We start from the raw sequence: 14,825 nt of genomic DNA, 5'->3' as shown, positions 1-14,825 counted from the left end.
GTCATGCCCGCCGAAGGCGGGTATCCACGACTTGGGGCGTCGGGCGCGTCGCCTCCCGATGACCCGCGGACCACGCCGGTCGGCTGAGCGCGCGGCCTTAGTAAGTCGTGGATACCCGCGCTGCCGCGCGGGCATGACGGGAGGGGATGTCGGCCGTGTGGCTGTATGGCCCTACGCGGGAACCATTCCTCCGCCGCGCGCCTTGGGTCCTCGACGGACGGCGCTTCGCGAGGGCGCCCGTAAACCCAAGGGAGATGAAGGACATGACCGGCGGCTCAGGCGATCTCTGGATGGTGATGACGGTGTTCGGCGTGATCGTGCTCGGCGCGGTCATCGCCTGGGGCCTCAGGCGCAACCGCAAGATCACGCCCCGGCAGGACCGCGTGGCGGAGGAGCGCACGCGCGACGTCTATGACGCGGAGAACCGGGACGCGAAGGAGAACCGGGCCTGATTTCGGGGAGCAAGAAAGACCGCCCCCGCGATCCAGTGTCTCGAGAAGGAGGCCTCGTTCACCTCCGCCGCAGGTGCCGCCGCGGCCCGCATGCCCGACCGCCACCAGTCATGACTTCCCGTGAAATGGAATGCGGCGAGGCAGTGAATGGCGTCAATGCTTTACAACCACAATTCGAGCGCCTTCCTGTTTGTCAATGCCTCCTTGAAATTCGGAGACGTCTCGAATGAAACCAAGATCATAAACGCAGAATAGAACTGCACCATAGTGAGAAAGATAAGCGGGTATGTCCGCGCTCATTTCTTCTATGCATCTTGAGCGATCGCCGTCCGCCCTTATCAACTTAACTTCAACGACGGTGTTAATAAGTATAAAATTAAAATCAGGAATAAATTCTTTACCTGAAAATTTGAACTTTCCTGCTTCTCTGTCGTAGTCAATACCTTTCTGATAACCTCTACCGATCAAGAGGGCTTCAACAGCATCTTGAACATCCTTCTCAACAGCCGGAGGCCGAAATATAACTTTGCGCAAATTTGCTGATAACAAATCTTGTATCTCAGATCTCGAAGATGATATTCCTGTATCATATGCTAGTAATAAACCACTCAAAATGAGAACATCAGAAAACACCGTGTCAAATATTTCCTTTTGAACGGGCCACAGAGTATTCATGCCATTTCCAAGTGCAGCAGTATTATATCTATTAACAGGATCACCGGTTACTTCAAAATAGTCATTAGCAATTACGTTGTATGTTTTGGCGAAGGCCGCGAAGGCGCCCCATTTCGCATGATCCGGCGTAGTGCCATTCATTACAGCTTCCATGGCGCGTCGCAGCGCGTCTGCTCGAATAGATAATCTCTTCAAGAATCTTATCTGTTCCGTGGTCAAGTCCACGATCTGCTCCAAATTACTCATTAAATGGCGGTTCTAAACCTTCTGATGGCCAAGGGCGACCTAGGAAGTAGTTTTGTTTAGATGCCTGACGGGCATGAGAGCCGACGAGGGTCCGACCTTAAGCTTATGCTTAACGACGTGTTCCAGCCAAGTGTGCGCTCGCACAACTTGAGACGCCTATGGGCCCCTTACATCCCCGAATAATTCGGCCCCCCGCCCCCCTCGGGCGCAACCCAGACGATATTCTGATTCGGGTCTTTGATATCGCAGGTCTTGCAGTGCACGCAGTTCTGCGCGTTGATCTGGAATTTGGGGCCGTCGCGCCCGTCCCCCAGCCATTCATAGACGCCGGCCGGGCAGTAGCGCTGGCTGAGGCCCGCATAGACGTCGTGCTCCGAGGTCTTCTGCAGCCCAAGATCCTTCACCACGAGATGCGACGGCTGGTGCTCCTCGTGATTGGTGTTGGACAGGAACACCGAGGAGAGCTTGTCGAAGGTGAGCCTGCCGTCGGGCTTCGGATAGGCGATCGGGGAAAAGTCCTTCGCCGGCTTGGTGGCGCGGAAGTCGGGCTTCTCGTGGCTCATCGTGCCGAACAGTTTTAGTCCGAACTGCTCCGCCCACATGGCGAGGCCGCCGAGCATGACGCCGAGCCGGGTGCCATATCTCGACCACAGGGGTTTCACGTTGCGCACCGGCTCGAGGTCGCGGCCCACGGGGGAGGCGCGCCAGGCGTCCTCGTAAGCAGTGAGCTCGTCGCCCGCGCGGCCCTCCTTCAGGGCCACGGCGATGTGCTCGGCGGCGAGCTTGCCGGTGAGGATCGCGTTGTGGCTGCCCTTGATGCGCGGCACGTTGACGAAGCCCGCGCCGCAGCCGGCCAGCACGCCGCCGGGGAAGGCGAGCCTGGGCACCGACTGGAAGCCGCCCTCGGTGATGGCGCGCGCGCCATAGGACAGGCGCTTGCCGCCCTCGAACACATCGCGGATCGCGGGATGCGTCTTGAAGCGCTGGAACTCGTCGAAGGGCGAGAGATAGGGGTTCTCGTAATTGAGGTGCAGAACGAAGCCGACGGCGACGAGGTCGTCGCCAAAGTGGTAGAGGAAGGAGCCGCCGCCGGTCCGGTCGTCGAGCGGCCAGCCGAAGGAGTGCTGCACGCGGCCCGGCTTGTGCTTTTCGGGCGCGACCTGCCAGAGCTCCTTCAGCCCGAGGCCGAATTTCTGGGGCTCGCGGCCGTCGTCGAGCTTGAATTTGGCGATGAGCTGCTTGGAGAGTTGGCCGCGCGCGCCCTCGGCGAACACGACATATTTTCCGCGCAGCTCCATGCCGCGGGTGAAGTTCGGGCCGGGCGTTCCGTCGCGGGCGACGCCCATGTCGCCGGTCGCGACGCCCGTCACGGCGCCGCCCTCGCCGTAAAGAATCTCGTTCGCGGCGAAGCCCGGATAGATCTCGACGCCGAGCGCCTCGGCCTGCGCGCCCAGCCAGCGGCACATGTCGCCGAGCGAGACCACATAGGCCCCGTGGTTCGACAGGATTTTCGGCATCCCGAAGCCGGGCAGGCGGAACGAGCCCTTTTCGGTGAGGTAGAGGAAGACGTCCTCGGTGACCTCGGACTTCGTGAAGTCGGCCTCGGCGCGCCAGTCCGGCAGCAGGGCGTCGAGGCCCTTCGGGTCGATCACGGCGCCCGACAGGATATGGGCGCCGACCTCCGAGCCCTTCTCGAGGACCACGACCGACAGGTTCTCGTCGAGCTGCTTGAGCCTGATCGCGGCCGCGAGCCCCGCCGGCCCCGCGCCCACCACCACGACGTCGAAATCCATTCCCTCGCGTTCGGGGAGCGCCTCGGGGCCCTCGGAAGCCTCGGTCATGTCGCGCGAACCTCACCCTTTGCTGCAATGCGAAGCACGTTGGAACGGTTCGCATCGATCTCGGGTGAAGGCTAGCGCGACGTTCGTCCGCGGCGAGTTGTCCTCAGGGGACGCGGCGCTCCTCGACCACGGTGGTGTCGACGATCGCCGAATATTCGTAGAGCCAGCGCGCCAGATAGCCCGCGATCATCGCGCCCACGATCGGCGCGACCCAGAACAGCCAGACCTGCGCGAGATGGTCGGCGCCCGCGAACAGCGCGGGTCCGAGGCTGCGGGCCGGGTTCACCGAGGTGTTGGTGACCGGGATGGTGATGAGGTGGATGAGGGTGAGCGCGAGCCCGATCGGGATGCCGGCGAAGCCGGTCGCGGCCCCCTTCGAGGTCGCGCCGAGGATGATGAACAGGAAGAAGAAGGTCGCGAGGATCTCGGTCAGGAAGCAGGCGCTGAGGCCGTATTTGCCGGGGCTGAGCTCGCCATAGCCGTTCGACGCGAAGCCGGCCGGGACCCAGCCGGCCTTCCCCGAGGCGATGAGGTAGAGGAAGCCGGCCCCGACGATGGCGCCCGCGACCTGCGCGACGATGTAGGGCAGGACGTGGCGGTTGGCGCAGCGCCCGGCGGACCACAGGCCGAGCGTCACCGCGGGGTTGAAATGTCCGCCCGAGATGTGGCCGACCGCATAGGCCATCGACAGCACGGTGAGCCCGAACGCGAACGCCACCCCCAAGAAGCCGATCCCGAGCTCGGGATAGGCCGCCGAAATCACCGCGGCCCCGCAGCCGCCGAAGGTCAGCCAGAACGTGCCGAAGAATTCGGCCGCGACGCGCCGCGTCAGATCATCGCCCATGTCTCATGTCCCTCCCCGGACGCCCGGCCGCGCCCCGGCTGAGCCGAGCGGGCGAAGTGAACGCCCGATCCGGGGTCGCGTCCATAAGGCTTTCGCCCTTGTCCGCCGGCTTTTGCTTCACGATCCCAAGCAGTCGGCGGGGCGGCTGCTTGGGGAGGTTCGTGATTACTCCGGGATCTGCTCGATCACGCCGCGCCAGCCGAGACCGCGATAGGTCTCGTAGCCGGGCGTGCGGTGGAACGCGACGATGCGGCCGGCGGCGTCCTCGTAGAAGCCGCTGTCGCGCCCCTTGGCGTCGACGGGGAAGCGTTCCGACAGGATGCCGCGGCCGTCGGAGGCGGCGATCACCCGGTCGTGGGCGTCGACCAGCATGACGCGCGAGCGTTCGGCCTCGGCGGGGTCGAGCCTCACCCCCTTCACCACGGCGCGGGCCTGCGGCTCCCAGTCGAAATGGATCGCGAGCACGCCGGTCGCGCGGCCGTCCACGAGCCCGCCTTCGCGGACCGACGCCACATAGGTCGCGACCTGGGCGTTCCCGAGCCGCGCGCAACGATCGATGTCCGCGACCGCGAACTCGTCGCCCGACGGGAGCTCGCGGCCGAGCTTGAACCAGCGCTCGTCATGGGCGTCCGCGCCCACGACGTTGAACTGGTCCGGGCGGCCGTTGGCCAGCACGCGGCCCTTCAGGTCGCAGAGCCACAGGTCGAGATAGACCGTGTAGGACGACAGGATGACGCCGAGCCTGTGGCTCGCGAACGCCTGGGCCTGCGGCGTGGGCGAGAGCGCGCAGTCGACGACCGCGGAGTCGGTCGCCCACCAGCGCACGTCGCAGGTGCGTTCGTAGAGGTTGCGGTCGATGATCTCGACGGCGTTGAGCGCGAGGTCGCCCAGCCGGTCGCTGCGGGCGGCCGCGGCCAGCGCGTCGACCGCGACGCGCAGCGAATCCACCCGGCCGGTGAGCTCGACGCCGAGCGCCTCGGCGAGGCTGCGGATCTCGCCCGCGACCGACTTCACCTCCTGCGCGACCACCGAGAAGCCCGCGCCCTTGTCGCCCGCGTGCGCGGCCTCGATCAGGGCGTTGAGCGCGAGCAGATGCATGCGGTGGGTGATGTTGTGTATCGAGGCGATGTTGGACGCTGCCGAGACCTTCAACTGCTGGGCCGAGGCGCCGACGACGCCCGACAGGGACATGTTATCTCGCATTGCCGCCGCCATGTGCATCGCAAAATCCTTTTGTTGCGGAGCACAACGTCCCGCCTTATTGGTTAGCGGCGCGTTAACGATGACAGTCGAGTCTATGTATTAAGTGCGACACATTGTCATTTATACTGTGATCATGAAGATAAAAACTTAGACAGAAGCGCCTTCTCTCAAGTCGTCGCCTGCTTTTTGTGTCTTGGCGTGTCGGTTTCATGGGCGGATGAGCGAACATTGGGCGCCGCGGCCCGGGCCGACGCCGTCCGGGCCGACGGCCCGCCCAATCCCGCGTCGGCGCGTCGCCTCAGTTTGCGGCGGGCGCCTCAGATCGGCGCTGGGGCCCGCGCGGCCGCCGGCGCGATCTCCACCTCGACCCAGCGCCGGAGCGCCGCGACCGCCGGACGGTCCTCGGCGCCCGCCGGATGCACGAAGTCGTAGCGCCAGCCTTCGAGAACGGGGCCGAAGGGCTGGACCAGCGCGCCCGAGGCGAGCTCGGCCGCGACCAGCGCGATCGAGAGCAGCGCCGCGCCCTGGCCGGCGATCGCGGCCAGGATCGCGCTGTTCTCGTCGTTGAACGTCACGCCGGAGCCGGCGTCGAACCCTTCGAGGCCCGCGGCCTCCGCCCAGCCGCGCCAGTTCGGCACGGTGGCACCGGCATTGTTGCGCCAGTCGAAATGGAGCAGCGTCGCGCGCCTCAGATCCTCGTGGCTCTCCAGGCCGAGCGCGGGGCTTGCGACCGGCGCGAAACGGTCGGTCATCAGCGGCAGTCCGGTCAGGTCCGCGGGGCGGGCGAGGCCGTAGCGGATCGCGGCGTCGGCCTCGCCGGCGTGAAGGTCCACGGCGTCGTCGGAGGCGTGCAGACGCAGATCCCAGCCGGGATTGAGCTCGCGGAAGCGCGCGGCCTTCGGCACCAGGACGCGGCCCGTGAAGGCGACGGTCGCCGACAGCGTCGCGACCTTGCGGGCAGGCCGCTTCGACATAGCCTCAACCGCCTCCGCCATGCCGTCCAGCGCGCGGGTGAGGGCAGGGGCGAGCGTCGATCCGGCGTCCGTCAGCGTCACCTTGCGCGGCGCGCGCCGGAACAGCGGCGTTCCAAGCCACTGCTCGAGCTGGCGGACCTGGTGGCTGACGGCGGTCGGCGTGACCCCGAGCTCCTCGGCGGCGCGCAGAAAGCTCCCGCGCCGCGCCGCGGCCTCAAAGGTTCTGAGCGCCGACAGCGGCGGCAGGCGACGGGCCATCGAGGCCTCTCGAGATGAGCGGAGATCATCCATCAGGTGAGAATTTCGCGTTTGTCCTCCTCCGGATCAAGGCTCATCTCCTCAATCGACATCGCCGAGATGATCTCGGCTCAGTTTGAAGGAGAGGCCGGCATGGCCTGGATCTATCTCGCGACCGCGGCCGCGTTCGAGGTCGCCTTCGCGCTCGGCATGAAATGGTCGGACGGCTTCACGCGGCTCTGGCCGACCCTCTTCACGATGGTCACGGTCGTCGGCGGGATCGGCTTCCTCACGCTCGCGCTAAAGACCCTTCCGGTCAGCGTCGCCTACCCGATCTGGACCGCGGTCGGGACGCTCGGGACGGTCGCGCTCGGCTTCGCGCTGCTCGGCGAGAGCCTCACGGCCGCAAAGGTCGTCTCGGCGGTCGCGATCATGGCCGGCGTGGCCGGCCTCAAAGTCTCCGCGGGCTGAGGGAGGGCGTCATGACCACGCTGCTCCATATCGACGCGAGCCCGCGCGCGGAGCGTTCGCTGAGCCGCCGCCTGTCGCGCCGTTTCGTCGGAGCTTTGAGCGCGCGCGCGCCCGGTCTCGAGGTCGTCCGCCGCGATCTCGCCGCGGCGCCGCCGCCGCTGATGAGCGAGGCGTGGATCGCCGCCGCCTTCACGCCGCCCGCGGCGCGGGACGCCGCGATGGAGGAGGCGCTCGCATGGTCGGATGCGGCGATCGCCGAGGTCGTCCGCGCAGACATCATCGTCATCGGAACGCCGATGCACAATTACGGCATGCCGGCCGCGCTCAAGGCCTGGTTCGACCAGGTGATCCGGATCGGCGAGACCTTCTCCTTCGACCTTGGGCGCGGCGACCAGCCGATCGAGCCCAAGCTCTCGGGAAAGCGCCTGGTCGTGCTGAGCTCGCGCGGCGAGTTCGGCTTCGCGCCCGGAGGGCCGCGGGCGCGCCTCAACCATCTCGATCCGCATATCTCGACCGCGGCGCTTTATCTCGGCGTCGCGCCGGACGCGATCCGCACCGTGGCGATCGAATACCAGGAATTCGCCGACGAGCGGCACGCGCGTTCGACCGCCGAGGCCGAGGCTGCGGTCGACGCGCTCGCCGCCGCCTTCGCAGGCGGCGCGGCAAGGGCCGCGTGACGGCGGCCGACCCCAGGACCACAAGGAGAGCTTCCCATGGGTTCCCCAAGTCCCGAACTCAGCAATCTCTGGCTCGCCCGCGCCTTCAACGCGCAGGACGTCGAGAAGGCCGCCGCGCTCTATCATCCCGAGGCCGCGATCGTGCAGGTCGACGAGGTGCATGGCGGAACGACGATCGCGCATGGCGCGGACGGCATCCGCTCCACGATGGCCGCCTATATCGGCCTCAGGCCCCACATGGACGTGGTGACCCATCACACCACCGTGGCGGGCGATTTCGCCATGACCCGCTCGCAATGGCTCATCACCGGCCGCGATCGCGACGGCAAGGCGGTGGAGGTCCACCATCACGGCATGGAGGTGCATCGGAGGGGAGAAGATGGCGAGTGGTACTTCTTCATGGATCACCCCTTCGGCGCCGATCCGTCCTGGGCGATCCCTCGACCGCCGGAGACGGATTGAGACGATTGCGGCGAGCCGCCCGCCTTCCGCGCGACCTCCCGGACGGGCGGCGCGGAGATCGGCCGGGACTTCGGCGCGCGCCACGGCTAAATGTGTCGCCATGACCGCGCCGCTCTCCCGCGAAGACGCCCGCGCCCTGCTCGAATGGCATGTCGCCATGGGCGTCGACGTCGCGCTCGCGGACGAGCCGCAGGATCGGTTCGCCGAGAGCGCCGCGCGGCTCGAGCACGCGGCCGCCTCGCGGCCGGCGCTCCCCGCTCCGCCGGCCCAGCAGCCGCAGCCTCCGGCGCGGCCGGCGCCCTCGGCGGCCGCGCTGCTCGCGACCCCCGACGAAAGCGTCGCGGCGGCCCGTGACGCGGCGGCGTCGGCCGCAAGCCTCGACGAGCTCCGCGCGATCCTCGAGCGTTTCGAGGGCTGCCCGCTCAAGGCGACCGCCTCCCGCACCGTCTTCGCCGACGGCGCGCCCGACGCCCGGCTGATGCTGGTCGGCGAGGCTCCGGGCCGCGAGGAGGATCTGTCGGGCCTGCCCTTCGTCGGCCGCTCGGGCCAGCTGCTCGACCGGATGCTGGCCGCGATCGGGCTCGACCGCACAAAGGTCTACATCGCGAACGTCATCCCCTGGCGGCCGCCCGGCAACCGCACGCCGACGCCGCAGGAGACCGAGACCTGCCTGCCCTTCGTGCGCCGGCAGATCGAGCTGGTGGCGCCCGACATCCTGGTCGCGCTCGGCGGCGCCTCGGCCCAGAGCCTTTTCCGCGCCAAGGAGGGCATCCTGAAGCTCCGGGGACGCTGGCTCGACTACGAGCTCGGCGAGGGCCGCCGCATCAAGGCGATGGCGACCCTGCACCCGGCCTATCTGCTGAGGAGCCCGGCGCAGAAGAAGCTCGCCTGGCGCGACCTCAAGGCGATCCGGCGGGCGCTGGAGGGGCGGTGAGGCGGCCGGATCCATTGCGCAAACTGACCACGACGAGGCGTCATTGCCGGGCTTGACCCGGCCATCCATCTCCTTCGCAAGAACGGATAGATGCCCGGATCAAGTCCGGGCATGACGGGCGCGCTCCAGCCGACTGACGGAAGCCGCTAAGGCGCCACGACCTGCACGAAGATCTTCCGGCCGATCACATAGGCCGAGGCCACGCGGCCGTCGGCGAGCACGACCGAGGGGCCGCGGATCAGGCCCGCGGCGCTGTCGGTCGCGGCCGCCGGGCCGATTTGCTCGAGGTCGTCGCCGAAGCGGCGATAGACGATGCACTTCGTCTCGCCGACCCGCTCCTCAAGCGCGATCAGGAGATCGCCTCCCGGCAGCAGCCGCGGCGCCGCGGCCTGGAACGGGATGGAGTTGAGCAGCGTCTTCTCCCCGCCGATCCTCCGGCCCGTGCGCGTGAAGCGCTGGCCGGTCAGCCGGGCGCTGCCATTCGCCCGTCGCACGGCGCGCAGCAGGAAGAAGTCGCCGGACGGCAGGCCGACGATCGAGGTCGCGCCCAGCGTCCCGGCGGGAGAGGGCGGGACGACAACGATCACGCCGCCCTGCCTGCCGCCCTCGGCGCCGTAGACCTGTCCGACGAGTTCCTCCTCGCCGGACGACAGGCTGCGCACGAACAGCGCCACGAAGCCCTTGTCGAGGGCGGCGAGGCCTGAAATCCGGGCATTCGCGAGCTGGAAGACGAGATTCGCCGGACCGAGCGATCCGTCGGCCGAGACGAAACGGCCCTCTTCCCTGTCGCTCAGGGCGAACGCCTGCCATCGCAGGATGGCGCGGCCGTCGCGCAGCGGCAGCGGCGGCGCGCCCGCCACCATATCCGGGTCGGTTTCGAGCCTGCTGATCTCGTCGCCAGGCGCCCGGCCGCCGATGAAACGGCCGACGAACTGCCTCTTTTCCCAGAGCTGCTGAGCGAAATCCGCCTGCCACGCATAGAGCTGGCGCCCGTCGCCGAGCAGCGCTCCGCCGGCGCCGAAGACGTTGGTCGGCGTCCTGCCGCCGATCTTGCCGTCGATGCGCCGGGCCGCGCCTTTCGGCTGGCGGTCGCGGCCGTAGAACCGGGCGAGGATCTGGTCGCTCCGGAGGTCGCCGTCGATGTCCACGTCCCACAACGCCGCGAAGCCGCCGTCGGCGTCCGGAACGATGTTGGGGAAGGAAGAGCCGGTCTCGTTCGACAGGTTCGGCTGAAGCGGAGGGCCGACGAGCTCCACGGCGGCCGCCGGCGCGGCGCCGATGGCGAACGCGACGACCAGCATGGGAAGGCGACCGATCATCGACGGCCTCCGGGCTCACCTTGCAGAGCTTACAGGCGGCGGCCGATGAGCGGACGATAATGTTCGCCGTGCTTCATCCTCAAATACTGCTTGGCCCATGAATGGTGCGCTGCACCAAACGCATGCCTGGCATACCACAACAGGCGTGGTGTGCAGAGCCCTGGCATGCCAGATTGCGGTCAACGCGATGGGCGTCTCCGAGACGCCCGCTGAAAGGATAGCGCGATGACAACCTCCGTTCTTCACGCCCTGCAGGGCTCGGCTTTCGGCTCCCTCCTGGCGCGCGCTTTTGAAGAATTCCAGGCTTTCTTCGAAGAGGCCGGCGTCGCGCTGGCCCGCGCCAACAAGGACCAGCCCTTCGGTCTGTGATCGAAGACCTCTATTGGTCACCAAAAAGAGGTCGCCCGAGAGCCGGGCGGCCTCTTTTGCATTTCGGGCCCATTCTCGCGTGCTGCATATGCGAGAACGCATATCTGGCATGCCAGTGCGTGCATTCCGATCGGGGCTCTGGCATGCCACATACCGCTCATCGAACGACGCGGCGATCGCCGCAACATCAAGGCGCCAACGAAATGACATCCGCCGTCCTCCACGCTCTCTCGCCCTCCCGCCTCCCTGCCGTCTTCGCGCGCCTCTGCGCGGAGTTCGAGGCGTTCTTCGAGGAGCAGGGCCGCGCCCTGCAGCGCGCCCATCGCGACTATCCCTTCGGTCTCTGAGGCCCTCCCAGCCTCCCTCACGGGCCGCCCTCGGGCGGCCCGCTTTTTTTGTCGGGCGTTCCGAACGTCTTCATCGGTCGGCGCCTCGTGCGCCGCTGTCGCTCGTCGCGGTCGCGATCCGATGCTGGTCTTCCGCTGACGTGACCGCGACTTCGTGAAATCCCGCGCTTAACCGCGGATTAGCCATTGCGTGGCGTCATTGCGCGCCATGAGGGCGAATTTTCTCGACATCTCTTGGCTGAGGTCTGGCAAGGAGAGCGCCGCGACGAGCTTCGTCGCGCCGCCTGCGAATGACGTCGCTCCGCCGGCGCCGGCGTCGCCTCAGGCCCGGCGCGGCGAGGGGCTCGACCTGATCGAGGCCGACGTGCTGTCGGCGATCTCGTCGGTCGGCGGCTCGATCACCGCGTCGCGCGCCGGAGCCGTGGACATGCGCCAGGGGCTCGCCGCGATCCGCGGCCAGACCGGCGCGCTGGCAGACGCGGCGCGCGAGGCCTGCGCCGCGACCGCGGAGCTTGTAGAACGCACCGGCGGACTGTGCTCGACGTCGAGCGAGATCGAGGCCGCGATGACGACGGCGTCGAGCTTTCTCGACAATGCCGGCGACCGCGGAATCGAGGCCCGCGCCCTGATCGCGGCGCTCGCGGAGGCCGGCGACGAGATCGCCGGCATCGTCGACGCGATCTCGGCGGTCGCGGCACAGACCAGCCTGCTCGCGCTCAACGCCACCATCGAGGCCGCGCGCGCCGGCGACGCCGGCCGCGGCTTCGCGGTCGTGGCCAAGGAGGTCAAGTCGCTCGCGATCGAGACCGCCAAGGCCGTCGAGGACGTGCAGTCCCGCGTGGCGCGGCTGAGGGAAGGCGCGAAGTCATCCGCCGCCGCGATCGAGAGCGCCGCTTCGGCGATCGACTCGGTGCGGCCCGCCTTCGCCACCGTCCGGGGCGTCGCCGACTCGCAGGCCGAGACGGTCATGCGTATCGTCGACGAGGCGGCGCGCGCCTCTGAACTCGCCGCCACCGTCAGCGGAGAGGCCGGCGCCGTGTCGGCCGCCACGCTCGGGCTCGACGAGCAGGCGGTCGCGACCGAACGCGCCGCGGCGCATGCGGCCGACGAGGCGGTCGGCCTCGGCCGCCGGTTCACGGCCGTGATCCGCCAAAGCGAGATCGGCGATCGCCGCCGCTTTGATCGCTATCCCGTCGAGCTCGACGTCCGGCTCGGCGACGGGCGCGTCACGCGGACCGTCGATCTGAGCGAGGGCGGCGCGCTGCTCGCCGCGCCCGCGGGCCATCCGCTCGCGGCGGGCGCGAGGCTGCTGCTCGACGTCGACGGCGTCGGGGCGCTGGCCGCGCGGCTCGCCAATGTCAGCCCGATGGGCCTGCACTGCGCCTTCGAGGCCCCGGCCCCCGAACAGGCGGCGCGGCTCAAGGCGAAGCTCGGCGAGGTCGAGGCCCATTACGCGCCCCTGGTCTCGCGCGCAAAGGACGTCGCCGGCCGGCTCGCCGCGCTGATGGAGCAGGCGCTCGAGGACGGCAGGCTCTCGGAGGCGCAGCTGTTCGACGCCGACTACCGGCCGGTCGAGGGCTCGGACCCGGCGCAATTCTGGACGGCGGCGGTCGAGCCGCTCGTGCGCCTGCTGTCGCCGACGCTCGAGGCGGAGCTCGCGCAGGACCCGGCGATGATCTTCTGCATCGTGACCGACCGGAACGGCTTTCTGCCGGTCCACAACCGGCGCTACTCGAAGCCGCAGCGCGCCGGCGACCCGACCTGGAACAACGCCAACTGCCGCAACCAGCGGATCTTCGACGATCGCACCGGCATCACGGCCGCGCGCTCGAGCCGGCCCGCCACCGTCCAGGCCTATCGCCGCGAGCTCGGCGACCAGGTCGTGATGGTGCGCGAGATCGACGCGCCGATCCGCATCCGCGACCGCCACTGGGGCGCGTGCCGCACCGCCTACCGGTTCTGAGCGCCCCGAGCCCGACATCGGCGAACGCCTGGAGGGGCGTGCTGCGTGCTTCGAGACGCCGCTTCGCGGCTCCTCAGCATGAGGAATGTCACTGCTTTGGCATCCTCCACGGTCCTCATGCTGAGGAGCCCGCATCTTTGCGGGCGTCTCGAAGCACGCAGGCGCTCGACCCAAGACCAAGCGCTCTCGCATATCCGTGGTGCTACGTATTTTCCGTTTGATCGATACGGGCTAGCGCTCGTCTCTCCGCATCTCGGAGAGACGAGCGCGATGGCCAAGCTTCCGGTCGCAACCGCCTGCGCCGCACTGGCGGCCTTCGCGCTCCTCGCCACGGCCGTCCGCGCCCAGGAACTCCCCCTCCCGCCGCCGGCGGACGCGCAGGCCAAGCGCATGGTCGCGACCTTCAAGGACTGGACGGTCAAATGGGGCGTGGCCAACGCCAGCCTGGCGGTGATGCGCGGCGACAAGGTGGTGGGCCAGGCGAAGGTCGGCGGTCACAAGCCCGCAGAGACCGAGCCGGTCGCGAGCCTGTCCAAGGCGATCACCGGCGTCTGCGTCATCAAGCTCGTCGAGGCAGGCGATCTGAAATATGGCGACAGGATCGGCAAGCTCCTGCCGGGTTATTTCAAGAAGAACAAGCCGGCGGACGCCGCGGCGAAGGAGATCACGGTCGCCGAGCTGCTGACCCAGACTTCGGGCCTGAACTACGACCCGACGCAGGGAACGGCCGCTTTCGCCGCGCTCGATTTCACGAGGACGAATCTGAGCGCCCAGCTCGCGCTCGCGCTGGAGCGGCCGCTCGGACCGAAGACCTTTTTCTACAACAACGTCAATTTCGGCGCGCTCGGCATGGTGATCGAGGCGGTGTCCGGCAAGCCGTACGACAAGCAGTGCAAGAAGTCCGTGCTGGACCCCGCCGGCGTGACCGAGGCCAGGCTCGATCCCGACTGGAAGATCATGGCGTCGTGGGGCGGGTGGAACATTTCGGCGATCGACTATGCGCGGTTCCTTGCCCACTTCCGCCCGAAGGACAAGCTCCTGAGGACCAAGCCGCCGTCATGGCCGAAGACGCTGCTGAACAGCGGCGGCGCCTATTACAGCGTCGGGACCTTCCTGCGGGAGAGCGGGGGGTCGTGGAATTTCTGGCACGACGGGGCCTGGCGGTGGTTTGACGACGCCCGTCCCGAGCGCAACGAGAACTACGGCGCCTATTTCGCGATGTGGTTCCAGGATCTGCGTTTCGTCGCGAATTATCATCCGCAGCCGCCCAGCGGCGCGGTTGGCGACCTCGACTATTCGATGTATCAGGCCGCCTATCCGGCCGGCGCCCCCGTCGCCCGGATCGCGCCGCCGGCGCCGGCCGACAAGCCGGCGGGCATGGGCTCGGATCGCGGCGAGGAGAGCGAGGCGATCGCGAGGTCCTACGAGGCGCGGTGAGCGTCTCGTAGGTGAACCGCCGTCGTCATGCCCGGGCTTGACCCGGGCATTCATCGTCTTTGCGAAGGGGATGGATCGCCGGGTCAAGCCCGGCGATGACGGCCTTACCCCGCCTTCCTGAGCGCCTCGCGCTCCCGGGCGGCCTCGGCGGCGGAGCCAGACAGCTCCGCCATCTTCTCGAAGCGAGTCGAGAACGAGCCGACGCCCGCGGTCGTGGAGCGGAGCTGCACGACCAGCCCGTCCATCTCGGCTTCGGGGATCAGCGCCTCAAGCGCGATCCAGTCGTCCCAGCCGGGATGCGCGTCGTAGCCGAGGATCTGGCCGCGCCGGCCGCTCACCAGCTGCGTGACGCCGGCGGTCGCCGACGACGGCGC

The 14,825-nt window shown here is 68.0% G+C and carries 15 protein-coding genes and 1 pseudogene; 9 read left to right on the top strand and 7 right to left on the bottom strand.

Annotated features, from left to right (window positions below; all coding sequences use genetic code 11):
• The first annotated feature begins 263 nt into the window (after positions 1-263).
• A complete protein-coding gene (locus EK403_RS06730) occupies positions 264-452 on the top strand; it encodes a hypothetical protein (RefSeq protein WP_128776738.1) in 189 nt (62 codons plus the stop codon).
• A 153-nt stretch (positions 453-605) separates the two neighbouring features.
• Here the strand turns inward: EK403_RS06730 and EK403_RS06725 are convergent, their stop codons facing one another.
• From EK403_RS06725 to EK403_RS06705, 5 genes are all read right to left on the bottom strand, one after another.
• A complete protein-coding gene (locus EK403_RS06725; RefSeq protein ID WP_128776737.1) occupies positions 606-1,352 on the bottom strand; it encodes a hypothetical protein in 747 nt (248 codons plus the stop codon).
• Between the two features lie 188 nt (positions 1,353-1,540).
• Positions 1,541-3,214, bottom strand: a complete 1,674-nt coding sequence (locus EK403_RS06720) for an electron transfer flavoprotein-ubiquinone oxidoreductase (RefSeq protein ID WP_128776736.1) — start codon at positions 3,212-3,214, stop codon at positions 1,541-1,543.
• Positions 3,215-3,317: 103 nt separating this feature from the next.
• Positions 3,318-4,058 carry an aquaporin Z gene (gene aqpZ, locus EK403_RS06715; RefSeq protein WP_128776735.1) on the bottom strand — a complete coding sequence of 247 codons (741 nt, stop codon included), beginning with the start codon at positions 4,056-4,058 and terminating at the stop codon, positions 3,318-3,320.
• 165 nt (positions 4,059-4,223) lie between these two features.
• Positions 4,224-5,249, bottom strand: coding sequence for a methyl-accepting chemotaxis protein (locus EK403_RS06710; protein ID WP_245479550.1), 1,026 nt, complete (start codon positions 5,247-5,249; stop codon positions 4,224-4,226).
• Between the two features lie 329 nt (positions 5,250-5,578).
• Complete coding sequence (locus tag EK403_RS06705) at positions 5,579-6,493, bottom strand: LysR substrate-binding domain-containing protein (RefSeq protein ID WP_245479549.1); 915 nt, start codon at positions 6,491-6,493, stop codon at positions 5,579-5,581.
• Positions 6,494-6,625: 132 nt separating this feature from the next.
• On the opposite strand from EK403_RS06705, the gene EK403_RS06700 reads away from it, so the two are divergent.
• The 4 genes from EK403_RS06700 (at position 6,626) to EK403_RS06685 (ending at position 9,016) form a co-directional block, all read left to right on the top strand.
• Positions 6,626-6,943, top strand: a complete 318-nt coding sequence (locus EK403_RS06700) for a DMT family transporter (protein ID WP_128776732.1) — start codon at positions 6,626-6,628, stop codon at positions 6,941-6,943.
• An 11-nt stretch (positions 6,944-6,954) separates the two neighbouring features.
• Positions 6,955-7,620 (top strand): FMN-dependent NADH-azoreductase, encoded by a 666-nt coding sequence (locus EK403_RS06695; protein ID WP_128776731.1) that lies wholly within the window; start codon positions 6,955-6,957, stop codon positions 7,618-7,620.
• Between the two features lie 36 nt (positions 7,621-7,656).
• Positions 7,657-8,082 (top strand): YybH family protein, encoded by a 426-nt coding sequence (locus EK403_RS06690; RefSeq protein WP_128776730.1) that lies wholly within the window; start codon positions 7,657-7,659, stop codon positions 8,080-8,082.
• Positions 8,083-8,182: 100 nt separating this feature from the next.
• The gene (locus EK403_RS06685; protein ID WP_128776729.1) at positions 8,183-9,016 is read left to right on the top strand and encodes a uracil-DNA glycosylase; all 834 of its coding nucleotides are present in this window, start codon (positions 8,183-8,185) and stop codon (positions 9,014-9,016) included.
• 146 nt (positions 9,017-9,162) lie between these two features.
• Here the strand turns inward: EK403_RS06685 and EK403_RS06680 are convergent, their stop codons facing one another.
• On the bottom strand, positions 9,163-10,335 hold the full coding sequence (locus EK403_RS06680; protein WP_128776728.1) for a hypothetical protein: 1,173 nt from the start codon (positions 10,333-10,335) through the stop codon (positions 9,163-9,165).
• 225 nt (positions 10,336-10,560) lie between these two features.
• Between EK403_RS06680 and EK403_RS22255 the strand changes: the two genes are divergently transcribed.
• The 4 genes from EK403_RS22255 to EK403_RS06670 all read left to right on the top strand — a co-directional run bounded on the left by EK403_RS22255 (position 10,561) and on the right by EK403_RS06670 (position 14,451).
• The gene (locus EK403_RS22255) at positions 10,561-10,704 is read left to right on the top strand and encodes a hypothetical protein (protein ID WP_164919522.1); all 144 of its coding nucleotides are present in this window, start codon (positions 10,561-10,563) and stop codon (positions 10,702-10,704) included.
• A 203-nt stretch (positions 10,705-10,907) separates the two neighbouring features.
• Positions 10,908-11,051: a hypothetical protein gene (locus EK403_RS22250; RefSeq protein ID WP_164919521.1), complete on the top strand. Its 144-nt coding sequence runs from the start codon at positions 10,908-10,910 to the stop codon at positions 11,049-11,051.
• Between the two features lie 208 nt (positions 11,052-11,259).
• Positions 11,260-13,014 (top strand): methyl-accepting chemotaxis protein, encoded by a 1,755-nt coding sequence (locus EK403_RS06675; protein ID WP_206659492.1) that lies wholly within the window; start codon positions 11,260-11,262, stop codon positions 13,012-13,014.
• A 270-nt stretch (positions 13,015-13,284) separates the two neighbouring features.
• On the top strand, positions 13,285-14,451 hold the full coding sequence (locus EK403_RS06670) for a serine hydrolase domain-containing protein (protein ID WP_164919520.1): 1,167 nt from the start codon (positions 13,285-13,287) through the stop codon (positions 14,449-14,451).
• 104 nt (positions 14,452-14,555) lie between these two features.
• Here the strand turns inward: EK403_RS06670 and EK403_RS22995 are convergent.
• A pseudogene (locus tag EK403_RS22995) lies at positions 14,556-14,825 on the bottom strand (elongation factor G); the annotation flags it as partial.

The sequence above is a fragment of the Hansschlegelia zhihuaiae genome, assembly GCF_004103825.1.
Lineage (GTDB): Bacteria > Pseudomonadota > Alphaproteobacteria > Rhizobiales > Methylopilaceae > Methylopila > Methylopila zhihuaiae.
Note: the sequence above shows the minus strand (reverse complement) of the source record. Positions and strands in the feature narration are given on the sequence as shown.